The 15188-nt window shown below is 68.8% G+C and carries 11 protein-coding genes and 1 tRNA gene; 7 read left to right on the plus strand and 5 right to left on the minus strand.

All coding sequences use genetic code 11. From position 1 onward, the window contains the following. Positions 1 to 32 precede the first annotated feature (32 nt). Positions 33 to 1175, plus strand: coding sequence for an MFS transporter (locus tag AAW51_RS05070; protein WP_169787983.1), 1143 nt, complete (start codon positions 33 to 35; stop codon positions 1173 to 1175). Next, entirely contained in the window at positions 1172 to 1966 is a 795-nt protein-coding gene (locus tag AAW51_RS05075) for a DeoR/GlpR family DNA-binding transcription regulator (protein WP_047193728.1), read from the plus strand. The genes AAW51_RS05070 and AAW51_RS05075 overlap by 4 nt, the downstream gene beginning before the upstream one ends. A 68-nt stretch (positions 1967 to 2034) precedes the next feature. On the opposite strand, the gene AAW51_RS05080 is transcribed toward AAW51_RS05075, so the two are convergent. Further along, complete coding sequence (locus AAW51_RS05080) at positions 2035 to 6156, minus strand: chemotaxis protein CheB (RefSeq protein ID WP_047193729.1); 4122 nt, start codon at positions 6154 to 6156, stop codon at positions 2035 to 2037. A gap of 371 nt (positions 6157 to 6527) precedes the next feature. Between AAW51_RS05080 and AAW51_RS30395 the strand changes: the two genes are divergently transcribed. Beyond that, complete coding sequence (locus tag AAW51_RS30395) at positions 6528 to 6992, plus strand: response regulator (protein WP_053013355.1); 465 nt, start codon at positions 6528 to 6530, stop codon at positions 6990 to 6992. Positions 6993 to 7064: 72 nt separating this feature from the next. On the opposite strand, the gene AAW51_RS27860 is transcribed toward AAW51_RS30395, so the two are convergent. From AAW51_RS27860 to hrcA, 3 genes are all read right to left on the minus strand, one after another. Further along, a complete protein-coding gene (locus tag AAW51_RS27860) occupies positions 7065 to 8165 on the minus strand; it encodes a CE1 family esterase (RefSeq protein ID WP_053013356.1) in 1101 nt (366 codons plus the stop codon). A gap of 438 nt (positions 8166 to 8603) precedes the next feature. Then, positions 8604 to 8680: transfer RNA gene (locus AAW51_RS05095), tRNA-Ile, on the minus strand. Positions 8681 to 8756: 76 nt separating this feature from the next. After that, positions 8757 to 9779: a heat-inducible transcriptional repressor HrcA gene (hrcA, locus tag AAW51_RS05100; protein ID WP_047193730.1), complete on the minus strand. Its 1023-nt coding sequence runs from the start codon at positions 9777 to 9779 to the stop codon at positions 8757 to 8759. A gap of 150 nt (positions 9780 to 9929) precedes the next feature. Between hrcA and AAW51_RS05105 the strand changes: the two genes are divergently transcribed. The 4 genes from AAW51_RS05105 to AAW51_RS05120 are packed head-to-tail and all read left to right on the plus strand — an operon-like array spanning position 9930 to position 14044. After that, positions 9930 to 10808 carry an NAD kinase gene (locus tag AAW51_RS05105; RefSeq protein WP_047193731.1) on the plus strand — a complete coding sequence of 293 codons (879 nt, stop codon included), beginning with the start codon at positions 9930 to 9932 and terminating at the stop codon, positions 10806 to 10808. A gap of 1 nt (position 10809) precedes the next feature. Then, positions 10810 to 12525 carry a DNA repair protein RecN gene (recN, locus tag AAW51_RS05110; protein WP_047193732.1) on the plus strand — a complete coding sequence of 572 codons (1716 nt, stop codon included), beginning with the start codon at positions 10810 to 10812 and terminating at the stop codon, positions 12523 to 12525. Beyond that, positions 12522 to 13424 carry an RNase adapter RapZ gene (gene rapZ, locus AAW51_RS05115; RefSeq protein ID WP_047193733.1) on the plus strand — a complete coding sequence of 301 codons (903 nt, stop codon included), beginning with the start codon at positions 12522 to 12524 and terminating at the stop codon, positions 13422 to 13424. Before recN ends, rapZ begins: the two co-directional genes overlap by 4 nt. Next, positions 13421 to 14044 (plus strand): LON peptidase substrate-binding domain-containing protein, encoded by a 624-nt coding sequence (locus AAW51_RS05120; RefSeq protein WP_047193734.1) that lies wholly within the window; start codon positions 13421 to 13423, stop codon positions 14042 to 14044. The genes rapZ and AAW51_RS05120 overlap by 4 nt, the downstream gene beginning before the upstream one ends. Positions 14045 to 14088: 44 nt before the next feature. Here AAW51_RS05120 and mutY read toward each other — a convergent pair whose 3' ends face one another. Beyond that, positions 14089 to 15153, minus strand: coding sequence for an A/G-specific adenine glycosylase (gene mutY, locus AAW51_RS05125; RefSeq protein WP_047197441.1), 1065 nt, complete (start codon positions 15151 to 15153; stop codon positions 14089 to 14091). Positions 15154 to 15188 lie beyond the last annotated feature (35 nt).

The raw sequence follows: 15188 nt of genomic DNA on the forward strand, positions 1-15188 counted from the left end.
ATGCGGCTTTGTGCGTCCACACGCAACGGCAGGTGTTGTGGAGCCAGGCGCAGTTCCTGGCCTTGGGCCTGCTGATGGGCTGCTGGGCGTGCAGCCTGCCGGCGCTCAAGCAGCGCTTCGGCTATGACGCGCAGCAGCTGAGCCTGGTGCTGTTGTCGCTCGCCGCCGGTTCGGTGCTCGCCTTTCTGGGCTGCGCGCGCGTCTTGCAAGCGGTCGGCACGGCCGTGTTCACCCGCACCACGGGCGTCCTGGCCGCCTATGCCCTGGTGGGCACGCAACTGGTGAGCGAGTCGGAGTCGTTGGCGCTGGTGGCCTTCGTGTTCGGCTGGGCCAGCGCCGGCTTCGACGTCGCGATCAATGCCACCGCGGTGGCCATCGAGCGCAAGGCCGGCCGCGCGGTGATGTCGAAGTTGCACGCGATGTTCAGCAGCGGCGGTGTGGTTGCGGCCGGCGTCGCGGCGCCGCTGCTGCAGCAGCACCTGGACCCGCTCTGGCTGGCTGTGCCCGCCGCGCTGTTGCTGTCTGCGTTGGCGCTCGCCGGGCCCGCGGATGCCGCTGGCGACCCGGTGCCAGCCCCCGCTCTCGGTGCCGTGGCCGGCACCGACACGCGTGTCCCTCGCAGCCGTCTGGTCTGGCGCCTCGGCGCCGCGGCGCTGCTGTGTCTGCTGTGCGAAGGCACGATGTACGACTGGTCGGCGGTCTACATGACACACGTCTTTGCGGCCTCGCCCGCGCTGGCGGTGGCGGGCTTCGGGCTGTTTTCGGCAGCGATGGCGTTCGGGCGTTTCACGGGCGACACGCTGCGCGACCGTCGCGGTGGTGCCGCCGTCCTGGGGCCAGGCTGTTGGCTCGCCGCCGCCGGCGCCGGCCTGGCCGTGCTCGCGCCGCATGGGGGCTGGGCGCTGCTCGGTTTCGTGCTGGTGGGCCTGGGCCTCTCCAATGTCATTCCCATCGTGTTCGCGATGGCGGGGCGCGCCGGGCCGGGCACGGCGGAGGGGGCGATTGCCTTCGTCTCCGGCATCGGGTTTGTCGGTTTTCTGGTGGGCCCGCCGCTGGTGGGCCTGTGGGCCAGCGTGTTCTCGTTCGACACGGCGCTGCTGATCGTGCTGGCCGCCTGCGTCGGGGTCGCAGGGCTGGTGGCGCCGGCGCGCGCGCACCGCGGAGCCGGGCGATGAGCGGCCACGCGCGGGAGGAGTGGCTGGCCGACGAGCGGCGCGGCCGCATCCGTGAGCTGCTGGCCTTGCAGGGCAAGGTGCGGGCGCAGCACCTGGTTCAGCTGTTCGGCGTGTCGGAGGACACCATCCGCCGCGACCTCACCGACATGGCCGAGCAGGGCTTGCTGCGGCGGGTGCATGGCGGCGCGCTGCCGCTGACGGCGGCCAGCGTGGGGGGCAGCTGGCAGGAGCGGGTCGGACGCGACGCCGCAGAGAAGCAGGCGCTGGTGGCGGCGGTGCTGCGCGAGTTGCGCGGCGGCGAACGCATCTTTCTCGACAGCGGCACCACCAACGCCCTGTTGGCGCGACAGCTGCCACGCGCGCTGCCGTTCACCGTGGTCACCACCAGCCCCGAGGCGGCCCTGGCCTTGTGCGACCACGAACGCTGCGACGTCATCGTGCCCGGAGGTCGGTTGCACCGGCGCACCGCGTCGTTCTGCGGTGCCGAGGCGGTGCGGATGGTCGAAGCGATGTATGCCGATGTGTGCCTGTTGGGCGTGTGCGCCGTGAGCGCCGATGGGGGCCTGACGTGCGAGGAGTTCGACGAGATGGCCGTCAAACAGGCCATGTTGCGGCGTGCCGAGCGCCGCCTCGCGCTTGTGAGCACCGGCAAGCTGGGGGCGCGGTTGCCGTGGCAGGTGGCGGATGTCGGTGTCATCACCCGGCTGTTCACCACCGCGGACGAAACCGAGCCGGCGCTGCAGGCGATCGGCCGCCTCGGCGTGCCGGTCAGCTGCGTCGAGATGGGCTGACAGATGGGCTGACAGATGGGCTGACAGATGGGCTGACAGCGGGCCGCCCACCCGGCGGCAGGGGGCCGTCAGTCGTCGGTGCGGCCGCCGGTCAGCAGGTGTCGCAGCTTGGTCAGCAGCACGTTGACGGTGACCGGCTTGCCGAGATGGGCGTCGAAGCCGGCCCGCAAGGCGCGGTTGACGTCGGCCGGGCGACCGAAACCACTCACCGCGATGATGCAGCTGCCGCCGTAGCGCGCCGACGCACGCAGCCGCTGCACCAGCTGGTAGCCGTCCATGTCGGGCATCGCGATGTCGGAGACGATCGCGTCGAAGTGCTCGCGCTCGCAGAGGTCGAGCGCTTCGGCCGCGCTGCCGGCCGTGTGTACCCTCAGCCCCTCCAGTGTCAGCAACTGCCGCAGCGCCTGGGCGGCCGCGCGTTCGTCGTCCACCAGCAGCACCTGCAAGCCGTGTAGCTGGTGCGCCGCGTCGCTGGCGGTGGCGGCCGTGACGGCGCGGTCGTCGTCGTGCAGTGGGAAGTGCACGACAAATCGGGCGCCTTTACCGGGGCCTTCAGAGTGAGCGGCGACGCTGCCGCCATGCAGGCCGACCAGGTGCTTGACCAGGGCGAGGCCGATGCCCAGCCCGCCTTCGCGCCGTATGCTGCGCGATTCAGCCTGCTGGAACATGTCGAACACCTTGGGCAGGAACTCGGCCTCGATGCCCTTGCCGGTGTCGGTCACCTCCAGCTTGGCCTGACCTTCTTCGGTCTCGAGGCGCAGTGTGACCGTGCCGCCGCGCGGCGTGAACTTGATGGCATTGCTGGCCAGATTCCAGACCACTTGCTCGACCCGCACCGGGTCGGCATGCAGCACCACCGGCTCGTCGGGCAACTCGAGTCGCAGGTCGAGCTTCTTGCGTGCGGCATCGGCTTCCACCGCCTTGCCGATACGCCGCACGATGGCGACGCAATCGACCCGGCTCAGCCGAAGGGTGAGCTTGCCGGTGTTCAAACGCGACAGGTCGAGCAGGTCGTCGATGATCTGCGCCTGGCTCAGCACGGTGCGATGGATGGTCTCGGCGGCCTGCACCACGCTGGGCACGGCCCGGGCCTCCGGCAGCCGCGTCAGCAGCTCGGCATTCATCTGGATCAGGTTCAGCGGGTTCTTCAGCTCGTGCGACATGATGGCCAGGAACTCGTCCTTCGACTCGCTCTCGGCCTGGGCGCGGGCGCGGCCCTCGCTCTCGTTGCGCAGCTGCGTGGCGTGCCGGCTCTCCTGGCGCTTGGTGCCGGTCGTGTCGCGCGCGATCTTGCCGTAGCCCCGCAGGATGCCGTCGGTGTACAGCGGGCTGGTGATGCCGCTGCAGAAGACGCGGGTACCGTCGCGGCGCAAATGCCAGCGGTCGTCCTCGGCGCGGCCGTCGTCCCGGGCGCGCTGCATCTCGTCGTGGAGCATTTCTTCCTGGCGCTCCTCGGGGATGTAGAGAAAGCCCGCCTTGCGCCCGAGGACCTGGGTATCGGTGTAGCCGAAGATGCGCTCCGCGCCGGCATTCCAGGTCATGACCTTGCCTTCGAGGTCGAGCGTGATGATGGCGTAGTCCTTGGTGCTCTCGGTGAGCAAACGGATGCGCTCTTCGGCGAGGCGGCGTGTGGTGATGTCGATGAAGGTCAGCACCGCACCGTCGATGCGATCTTCTATCGTCCGGTAGGGCAGGACGCGGGCCAGGTACCACTTGCCCTCGTCGCTCGACACTTCACGCTCGATCAGCCGCAACGACTGGAAGGCTTCGGCGGCATCGTCGGCCAGGGTTTCGTAGCGCAAGCGGTGGCGGATGTCGAGCAGCGAGCGGCCGACGTCGGCCGGGATCAGGCTGAAGATCTCGGAGGCCCGCGGCGTGAAGCGCTTGATCAGCATGGCCCGGTCGATGAAGACGGTGGCGATGTCGGTGGAGCTGATCAGGTTCTGCAGGTCGTCGTTGATCTTGCTGGTTTCCTCGACCTTGGTCTTGAGCTCGAGGTTGACCGTCGTCAGCTCTTCGTTGATCGACTGCAGCTCTTCCTTGCTGGTTTCGAGTTCCTCGGTGGTGGAGCGTAGCTCCTCGTTGATGGCCTGCAACTCCTCGTTCGACGCCTTCAACTCTTCGGTGGAGGTCTCCGATTGCTCGATGGTGTTCTGCAGCTGCTGCTTGGTGTGCTTCAGCTCCTCTTCGAGCTGTACCACCAGCGGGTCGCGGCCGTCTCCTTCGGGCCGCGGCTCGGTCCCCATCGTGTCTTCGACCTCGGCGAACAACACCAGCACCAGCTGCACGGCGAAGTCGGGCTCGTGCACCGGCCGCACCGTCATGTTGACGTAGCGGTGCTTGTCGTCTTGGTCGATCTTGACGCGTCGGGCTTCGACGCTCTTGCCCGATTGCAGTGCCTGGTACAGGGCCGTGCGCAATTCGAGTCGGAGTTCGGGGCGCACCAGCGTCAGCAGCTGGTGCGATGGCGCCCCGCCGGTGTGCCGCAGAAAACGCCCGGCTTGTTCGGACAGGTGCACGATGTTGCCCTCGGCGTCGATCAACACGCTGGGCGGCGCGTGCTGTTCCGCGAGCCGTTGGTGCACCTCGGCGTAGCTGACTTTGCGCTTTTCGGCCGTGCCGCCGTGGCTGGTCAGCGGCTTGGCTTCGAAGGCGGTGAGGGGCAGGCTGCTGCTGTAGTGCGAGGTGTGGGGGACAGCGAGGGCACGGTAGATGCGGTTCTTCTTGTCCACGGGCGTGAACAGTTGCGGCGCTGCGTCCGCCGATTCAGAACTGCCGAGAAACAAAAAACCGCCGGGACGCAGGGCGAAATGAAACATCTCCAGGATCTGCGGATGCGTCTCGCGGTCCAGGTAGATCAGCAGGTTGCGGCAGCTGATGAAATCGAGCTTGGAGAACGGCGGGTCGCGCAAGATGTTGTGCACCGCGAACAACACCTTCTCGCGGACCTCCTTGCGGATGCGGTACTGGTTGCCTTCCTTGAGGAAGAACTGCCGCAACCGGGTCGGCGACACATCGGTGGCGATGGCGTCGGAATAGGCGGCCGCGCGGGCCACCGCGATGGCGTTTTCGTCGATGTCGGTGGCGAACAGCTGGATGTCGGGCGCGTTGGCGATCGCCGTAGCCTGCTCGTACATCAGCATCGCGAGCGAATAGGCTTCTTCGCCGGTCGAGCATCCGGCCACCCACGCCCGTATCGGCGAGGACGGGGTGCGCGCCGAGAACAGCGCCGGCAGCACCTCGCGTTCGATCGAGTCGAAGGCGTCGCGGTCGCGGAAGAAGTTGGTGACGCCGATCAGCAGGTCTTTGAGCAGCGCCCGCGCCTCGTCCGGCTGGCTCTGCAGATAGCCGCGGTAGGCGGGCAGGTCTGGCAGGGCATTCACCTGCAGCCGCCGCTCGAGGCGGCGCAGCAAGGTCGCGCGCTTGTAGTGGCGGAAATCGTGACCGGTGCGTGACCGCACCATCAACATCACGTCCCGCAGTGCCGCTTCGGCCTCTTTCAGTGCGTCGAGCGTGGCTGGGGGTTGCACCCGGATCTCGTCCTGCTCGGTGACGGGCAGGCGGATGTTGCGCGCATTGCGCCAGATGTCGAGCAGCTTGGCGGGGAGTTCGGCCACCGGCAACACCCAATCCACCGCGCCGGTGGCGATCGCCGAGCGGGGCATGCCGTCGAACTCGGCCTCTTCGGGCTGCTGCGCGAGAGTCACGCCGCCTTGCTCCTTCAAGCGCGCCACGCCGCCCGCGCCATCCGAGCCGCTGCCGGACAGCACGACGCCAAAGGAGCGATCGCCGTGTGCGGCTGCCAGGCTGCGGAAGAACAGGTCGATCGAGATCTGGCGCCCGCGCGGCCGTTGGAGGTCGGTGACGCGCAGGTAGCTGCCGTTCATCGCCAGCTGTTTGCTGGGCGGGATGACGTACACATGGTTGCGCTCGATGCTGCGGGGCTCCTCGACGCACACCACGGTCATCTGCGTGACCTGGCGCAGCACCTCCTGGAGGTGGCTCTCGTGGTCCGGCGACAGGTGCAAGATGACGACGAAGGCCATCCCCGCGTCCGAGGGCATGTGTTCGAAGAATTGCCGCAGCGCCGTCAGGCCGCCGGCGGAGGCGCCGAGGCCGACAACCGGGAAGTCGATGGGACTGCGGGTCGGCTCCGACGGTTCGCGTTCACGCTGGGATGCAAGATTCATGTGGCGTCTGGGAGGCTCCGGGCCGCCCTCGCCGTCGTCCCGCAAGGTCGAGCGGGCACGCTGAGCGAGTTGGGCACGGAACGTGGTGGGGCGCGGTATATGGACGAAGCTCCTGTCGCCTTTGCACGGCCCCCCCGCTGCGCGCGGCTGTTATTTTCGATGGCTTCAAAGTAGTTCGCAGTGTAAGGCGGCCGACGACGGGTGGCGACCTCGGCGCCGCAGCTTGTTCTCACGCGGCCGACAGGGCCTTGCGCACGCCTGCCCGCAGAGGCAGGATGGGGGAACAGCAGCACAGGCCATCGGGGCTCGGCTGCGAAGAATCACAACACAGCGTGTGCTGCCGGCCTGCAGCCCCGTTGTGTGGAGGCAAGATGCGTATCTTGGTGGTCGACGATTGCGAAGAAGGCGCCGCGATGCTCGCGACGCTGCTGGGGCTGTTTGCCCATCAGGTCGAGACGGCGGGCGACGCCGAAGCGGCGTTGCGCGTGGCGGCCGACTTCGACCCCGATTGTGTGGTGCTCGACCTGGCCTTGCCCGGGCTCAGCGGTCTCGACCTGGCGCGGCAGCTGCGCACCGAGGGGGCGCCCGGGCGGCCGGTGCTCATCGCGCTGTCGGGGTGGTCGAGCCCGGAAGACGTGGCCGCATCGGCGGCGGCTGGCTGCCACCACCATCTTGCCAAGCCGCTGGATTTCGAGCTGTTGTGCGAGCTGCTGCGGCGGGCCGACCCGCTCGGCGCCGATGCGCCGGCGGCGCGGCCCATCGCTGCAGTGGCGCAGGGCGGGGCGCCCCCTTCCGCGCCCCGACGCGCCTTCCGTGCGCCGCCCGCGCGGCATTGAGCGCCGGTACAGCGGCGTGTCTTTCCAGCGGGCAGATGCCAGAGCCCCTGCCCGCCGTGGCTGTCGACCGCGCTACGGCAGGCGGTGCTCCTTCACGCTGTCCCAGGTGATCTGAGCGATGTCGAGTCGGTCGCGGTTGCGATAGACCAGATGTCCGCCACGGACCGAATACAGCGCCACCTTGGCCCCGCCGGCGCAGCTGGCGTATTCGTCTTTGAAGCTGCTGCGCGTCAATTCGGTCCGGACGGGAGCGCCGGTGCAGCCGTTCAGGCGCGCCCAACGCTCCAGGTTGCCCTGCGCACCGACCCAGTCGCGGCTGGCGCTGTAGCGCACGATCAGGTCGGACAGGCCATGGATTTCGGTGACGCTGATGGGGCGCGGCAGGGCGCCGGTGTCCGTCAACAGGTACAACGAGGAGCAGCCCACCGCCGCGATCGCGTCGCTCGCTTCGGCCGCCAGCCGTTGGGCCATCGCGCAGCCATTGGAAATGCCGCTGGCGTAGATGCGGCGCGGGTCGACGACGGGGTGGTCGACCTGCAGCCGCGCGATCAGCGCGCGGATGAAGCCGACGTCATCGACCGCCTCGTCGAGGGCCCGGCCGCAGCAGCTGCCAAACCGGCCCGCGCCGGCGTTCCAGGCGTTGTAGAGGCCGTCGGGGTAGACGGTGACGACGCCCTGGTCTTGCCCGACACGATCCAGTCCCGAGACCGCGCGTTCGTCCTGGCCGTTGGAGGTGTAGCCGTGCAGGCCGATCACCACCGGGCAGTCGCGCACGCAGGTGGCGGGCTGCACCACGTCATAGCGGCGGAGCGTGCCGTTGTGCATCAGGGTATAGCTGACGGCCGGGGTGGCGGCCTGCCTCTCGGCCCGCTCGGGTGAGCCGGCGTCGGCCGAAGTGTCGAGCCGGATTTGCGGCTGGTCGGCGTGGGGTGCGGTGGACGATTGTTGGGGTGCCACCGGCGCTGTGGCCGGGCCCACGTCGCTCCCGCCGCCTCCGCAGGCGGCCACCATCAGGACGGTGAGGGTGCAGGTCGCGCTGATGGGGTAACCGCGGCGCTGCGCATTTCGGTGCGATCCCCTTCGGGCGGCCGAGCGGCGGCTCATGGCCGTGGTGCTGAGTCTTCTGCTGGTGTGGGTCGTAAGCCGCGGCCAGCCTTCGTCTTCGGCTTTCATGTGCATGTCTCCTACCGGGTCTGCCTGGCTTGTGGGCATCCCCGCGGCCTCCGCCGGACCAGGCATCCGGGGGAAGCCGCACGCCGCGACCCTGGGCAGGGCCCAGGCGCGAACAGGGATGCGACAGGTCTGGGCCCAGCTTGGTCGGCATGTTGGGAGGAGGGTGTCGCGTGGGTGACACGGGTCGGTGCTTCCTGGAGGTGCGTGGTGACGCGGTCGCAGCCGACGGGGATGTGCTGACCGGTTCCGGCGAGGCGCCGCGGACGAGAAAGCAGGGGAGGGTGGGATCGCGAGATGGCCGGGCGGACCGGCGCTCACCGGTTGCGGCCTTGTGTTCTCATCACGGGCCGGTGCTTGGCCAGCAAGAAGTCATCGACGACTGGAGTTGTCGAGGAACGCGGCACTTTGGTGCGCCGACCGCCAACCCGCATGAAGACTTGGTAGGCCGTGCAGGGCTCGAACCTGCGACCAAAGGATTATGAGTCCTCTGCTCTAACCGACTGAGCTAACGGCCCTTCGCCTGCAGACCGCGCCGGCCCATGGATGAGCGGCCGCCTTGCAGCAAACGCGTGATTGTAGGCGGTCCTACTGCTACTTCTGGCTGAGCGCGTTGGAGACAAGCCGGGCCGTGATGTCGACGATCTGGATCATCCGGTCGTAGGCCATGCGCGTCGGCCCGATCACGCCCAGCGTGCCGACCACCTCGCCGTTGACCTCGTACGGCGCCGACACCACCGACAGCTCCTCGAACGGCACGAACTGGCTCTCGCCGCCGATGTAGATGCGCACGCCTTCGGCGCGGCTGGACACCTCGAGCAAGCGCATCAGCTGCGTCTTCTGCTCGAACAGGTCGAACAGCTTGCGCAGCGAGCTGAGGTCGTTGGAGAAATCCTGCACCTGCAACAGGTTGCGCTCGCCGGACACCACCACCTGTTCGGTGTTCTCGGCCATCGCATCGGAGCCGGCCTGCACCGCCGCCTGCATCAGCGCGGCGATCTCGGCACGCAGGTCGTCGACCTCGGTCTTCAGGCGCTGGCGCACCTCTTCCAGCGTCAGCCCGGCGTAGTGGGTGTTGAGGAAGTTGGTGGCTTCGATCAGCTGCGACTGGGTGTAGTCGTGCTCGGTGAAGATCACCCGGTTCTGCACGTCACCGTCGGGCGACACCAAAATCACCAACACACGCCGGTCGGACAGGCGCAAGAACTCGATGTGGCGGAACACCGACGGCTGGCGTGGCGAGGTCACCACGCCGACGAATTGCGACAGATTGGACAGCAGCTGCGCCGCGTTGGCGATCACCCGCTTGGGCTGGTCGGGCTGCAGCGGCTCGGCGACCTCCAGCGGGGCGCCGGCGTGCAGTTCGCGCGAGCGGGCCGTCAGCATCGTGTCGACGAACAGGCGGTAACCCCTGGGGGTGGGCACACGGCCGGCCGAGGTGTGAGGGCTGGCGATCAGGCCCAGCTCTTCGAGGTCGGCCATCACGTTGCGGATCGTCGCGGGCGAAAGTTCCAGGCCCGAGGCCTTGGACAACGTGCGGGAACCCACCGGCTGGCCGTCCGCGATATAGCGTTCGACCAGCGTCTTCAGCAGCATCCTCGATCGATCGTCCAGCATGCGAACGATTGTAGGCGGGTGGGCTCCAGGCAGACTAGGTGCATTCCTCACGGCGCCACCGCAGCGGCAGGCCCGCGACCCCTTGCCACAGGCGGTGGACCTCGGGCCGCCAGACACGGGAAATAAGAACTGCTGTGGTGTAATCCCGCCATGCAGTCGCGCTTCCGTCACGTCGCCCTGATCGGCAAGTACCAGGCTCACGGCATCGAACCCGTGCTGGAAGAGATCGCGCACTACATCTCGCGCCAGGGTGCCGAAGTGACGCTGGACCGCGACACTGCGCAGAACACCGGCATGACGCTCTACCCGACGCTCGACGTCGCCGGTATCGGCAAAGCCTGTGACCTCGCGGTGGTGGTCGGCGGCGACGGCACCATGCTGCACATCGCACGTGAACTCGCCCGTTACGGCGTCCCGCTGATCGGCATCAACCAGGGGCGGCTCGGCTTCATCACCGATGTCCCGGTGCACCAGGTGTGCGAGGCGCTCGGGCCGATGCTGCAAGGCGACTACGAAGAAGAGCACCGCACCATGCTGGAAGGCCAGGTGGTGCGCGACGGCGAAGTCATCTTCGACAGCATCGCGATGAACGACGTTGTGGTCAGCCGCGGCGCGACCGCCAGCATGGTCGAGTTGCGCATCGACGTGGGCGACCAGTTCGTCGCCAACTTCCGGGCTGATGGTCTGATCCTCGCGTCGCCCACGGGCTCGACCGCCTACGCCTTGTCGGCCGGCGGGCCCATCCTGCACCCGGGTATCAAGGGCTGGGTGCTGGTGCCGATCGCACCGCACACGCTGTCGAACCGGCCCATCGTGCTGCCCGACGCCGGCCAGGTGACGATCGAGATCGTCGCCGGACGCGACGCGAGTGCCAATTTCGATATGCAGAGCCTGGCCAGCCTGTGGCATGGCGACCGCATCCGCGTCGGCCGGTCGGCCTATCAAGTGCGCTTCCTGCACCCGCGCGGTTGGAGTTATTACGCGACCTTGCGCAAAAAATTGCACTGGAACGAAGGGGTGGGGGGCTGACATGCTGCGGCGTATCGCCTTGCGTGATTTCGTCATCGTGACCGAGCTCGACGTCGAACTCGGCGCCGGCTTTTCGGTGCTGACCGGCGAAACCGGCGCCGGCAAGTCCATCCTGATCGACGCCTTGCAGCTGGCGCTGGGCAGCCGGGGGGACGCCGGTGTCGTGCGCGAAGGCGCGCAGCGCGCGGACATCACCGCCGCCTTCGACCCGCCGGCCAGCCTGGCTGCCTGGCTCGAGGAAGCCGGCTTCGACGCCGGCGACGAGCTGCTGTTGCGCCGGACCATCGACGTGCAGGGCAAGAGCCGCGCGTGGATCAACGGCAGCCCGGCCACCATCGCCCAGCTCAAGGCGGCCGGCGAGCACCTGGTCGACATCCACGGCCAGCACGCGTGGCAGAGCCTGACGCGCAGCGACGCGGTGCGCGCGCTGCTCGATGCCTATGCCGGCATCGACCTCAAGCCGCTGGCGGCCGCCTGGCAGGCCTGGCGCGACGCCCAGCAGCGGCTCGACGACGCGCGCACCGGCCAGGCCGACCTGGAGCGTGAGCGCGAACGGCTGAGCTGGCAGATCGGCGAGGTCGACAAGCTGGCCCCCGGCGCCGACGAGTGGGACGAGTTGAACGCCGAGCACAAGCGCTTGAGCCATGCCCAGGCCCTGCTCGACGCCGTGCAGGGCGCGCTCGAGGCCGTCAGCGAAGCCGAGGGCAGCGCCGACGAACTGACCGGCCGGGCGGTCGAGAAGCTGCAGACGGTGTCCGAGTACGACACCACGCTGCATGGCGTGGTCGAGGTCCTGCAAAGCGCCCAGGCGCAGCTGCAAGACGCCTCGCACAGCCTGCACGGCTATTTGCGCCATGCCGAGCTCGACCCGCAGCGATTGCAAGAGCTGGACGAGCGGCTGGCGGCCTGGATCGGCTTGTCGCGGCGCTACCGGCGACTGCCGGAAGAGCTGCCGGCGGTGCTCGAGGGCTGGCGCGACGAATTGGGCCGGCTCGACGCCGCCAGCGACCTCGACGGCCTGGAACGCGCTGAAGCCGCGGCCCGCAAACAGTACGACGAGGCGGCGCGGGTCGTCTCGGCGGCGCGGCGTGGCGCAGCGCCGCGACTGTCGACCGCGGTGACCCAGGCGATGCAGTCGCTGGGCATGGCGGGCGGCCGCTTCGAGGTGGGGCTGGCGCCCTTGCCGGCGCCGCAGTCGTTCGGGCGCGAAGCGGTCGAGTTCCTGGTGGCCGGCCATGAGGGCAGTACACCGCGGCCGCTCGGCAAGGTGGCGTCCGGTGGCGAGTTGTCGCGCATTTCGCTGGCGATTGCGGTCACCACCAGCCGGCTCGGCGAGGCCGGCACGCTGATCTTCGACGAGATCGACACCGGTGTCGGCGGCGCGGTCGCCGAGACCGTGGGCCGCTTGATGAAACAGCTGGGCCGCGACCGTCAGGTGCTGGCCGTGACCCATTTGCCCCAGGTGGCGGCGTGCGCCGACCAGCATCTGCTGGTCAGCAAGGCCACCAGCGGCGGCGTGACCACCAGCGGCGTGGTGCCCGTCACCGGCGAGCAGCGCGTGGCCGAAGTGGCCCGCATGCTCGGCGGCCAGCAGCTGTCAGGCACCAGCTTCGCGCACGCACAAGAACTGATCGACGTGGCCACCGCGGCCGCGGCGGTTGCCCCGCCACCGGCAGCGGCCGGGGCGCCGGTGGGTCGTGGGAGGAAGCGCTCATGAGCGCCGCACCCGGAGCTTCCTGGCGTGAAGTCGTACTGATCACCGGCATCTCGGGCTCAGGCAAGTCGGTCGCGCTGCATGCGCTGGAAGACGCCGGCTATTTCTGCGTCGACAACCTGCCGCCCGAGCTGATCGAGAGTTTCGTGGCGCTGCAGCATTCCCGCTCGACGGCTCGCCTGGCCATCGCGGCCGATGTGCGCAGCGCCCGCTCGCTGCCGCATTTGCTGCCGGCGATGGAAAAGCTGCGGGAGGCGGGCGTCACGGTGCGTGCGGTGTTCCTCGATGCCTCCACCGACACGCTGGTGCGACGCTTTTCCGAAACGCGCCGTCGCCACCCGCTGTCGGACGCCGAGATGGCCGAGGGCGACGCGCACCGCGCGCTGATCGAGGCGATCGAGCTGGAGCGCGAGCTGCTGTCCGATCTGCGCATCACCTCGAGCGTGGTCGACACCAGCGAGTTGCGCGCCGCGCAGCTGCGCAGCTGGATCAAGAACCTGGTGCAGGCACCGGCCGCCAAGCTGACCCTGGTGTTCGAATCGTTCGCGTTCAAGCATGGGGTGCCCCTCGACGCGGACTATGTGTTCGACGTGCGGGTGCTGCCCAATCCCTATTACGTACGCGAGCTGCGCCCGCAAACCGGCCGCGACACCGACGTGATCGGCTACCTCGAAGCCCAGCCCGAGGTGCCCGAGATGGTGGCGCAGATCGAGGCCTTCATCCGCCGCTGGCTGCCGGCCTTCGAACAGGATCAGCGCAACTACCTGACGGTTGCCATCGGTTGCACCGGGGGGCAGCATCGTTCGGTCTACTGTGTCGAACAACTCGCCCAGCGCTTCCAGGCCCGCGGCACCACCCTGATACGCCATCGTGAACTCGATGCACGCGACGCCGCTGCATGACTGACCCCACCACCACCTTCTCGCTGCCCTTGTTTCCGCTGCAGTCGGTGCTGTTCCCCGACGGCCTGCTCGGACTGAAGGTGTTCGAGGCCCGGTATCTCGACATGCTGAGCGCCTGCCTGCGTGAACAGCGCCCGTTCGGCGTGGTCTTGCTCAAGCGCGGGCACGAGGTCAAGCAGGGCGGCGAGGCGGTCGAGTTCGAATCGGTGGGCTGCATGGCCGAGCTGATCGAGGTCGACAGCGCGCAGCCGGGCATCCTGCACGCGCGCTGCCGCGGCACCCAGCGGTTCATCTCGCACGAGGTGCAGCAGAACGCCGACGGGCTCTGGACGGCCCAGGTCGAGCCGATCGACGGCGATGCGGCGCTGCTGCCGGCCGAGGAGCTGGTCGGCACGGCCGCGGCGCTGGCGCGTGTGATCCAGACCATGAAACAAAAGGGCCCGGTGCCTTTTCTCGAGCCCTACCGCTTCGAAGACGCGGGCTGGATCGCCAACCGCTGGTGCGAGATCCTGCCGATCCCGCTGGCGGCGCGGCAGAAGTTGATGGAGCTGCAGGACCCGCTGGTGCGGCTGCAACTGGTCGACCAGTTCCTGCGGCAAAAGCGCATCCTCGACACCTGAGTGGGCGGGTGCCCCCGGGAAGTTCGGGCGGGCAGGGCCTGCCTCTAACACCCTGCGGCCAGCAGCTTGCGCAGCGGTGCCGGCAGTCCCAGGTCGGGCAGGCGCGCATACGGCACCCATTGCCCGCCCTCCCAGCCCGGCCGCTGCGCCACCCGGATCTGCACCGGGTGCAGCACCCAATCGAAGTGCGTCAGCGTGTGCTCGATGGTGGGCCGTGGTGTGGCTGCCCCTTCCAGCGCGGCGGTCGCCTCGTGCAAGGCCGCCAGGCTCGGGTACTCGGGCAGGCTGTACAGCCCCGCCCAGACGCCGGTGGCCGGCCGCTGCGTCAGCCAGACGCTGTCTTCGTGTTGCAGCCACAGCCACCAGTTTTCACGACGGCTGCGCTTGAGCTTGCGCGTCTTCACCGGATAGACCTCCGGCTGCCCCTGCGCGCGAGCCTGGCACAGCGCGTGTGCCGGGCACAGCAAACAGCTGGGGGAGCGGGCCAGGCAGACCGTTGCGCCGAGGTCCATCAGGCCCTGTGTGTAGGGGCCCATGTCGTCGCCGTCGGGCAGCAGCTGTTCGGCCATCGACCACAGTTCGCGCTCGTGTCGCGGCACCGCCAGGTCGGCGCCGTAGGCCAGCACCCGGGTCAGCACCCGCTTGACGTTGCCGTCGAGGATGGCGGCGCGCTCGTCGAAACAGAAGGCGGCGATGGCCGCGGCCGTCGAGCGGCCGATGCCGGGGAGTTCGACCAGTTCCACCGCACGCTGCGGAAAGCGGCCGCCGTGCTGGTCGCGCACCACCTGCGCGCAGCGGTGCAGGTTGCGCGCGCGGCTGTAGTAGCCGAGGCCGCTCCAGGCGGCCAGCACGTCGTCGAGCGAGGCGTTGGCCAGCGCCACCACATCCGGGAAGCGCTGCAGGAAGCGGTCGTAGTAGCCGAGCACCGTGCTCACCTGCGTCTGCTGCAGCATGATTTCGGACAGCCAGACCCGATAGGGGTCGCGGGTCTGTTGCCAGGGCAGGCGGTGCCGGCCGTGCTGCCGCTGCCAGGCTACCAGCCGGGTCGCGAACTCGGCGCGTGTCGTCTCGAACTCAAGCACGGATGAATCGGTATCAGGAAGGGGCATCGGCATGGAGGGGGCCGCCGCGGGGGCGGCGCACC

Source organism: Caldimonas brevitalea (genome assembly GCF_001017435.1).
Classification (GTDB): domain Bacteria; phylum Pseudomonadota; class Gammaproteobacteria; order Burkholderiales; family Burkholderiaceae_C; genus Caldimonas; species Caldimonas brevitalea.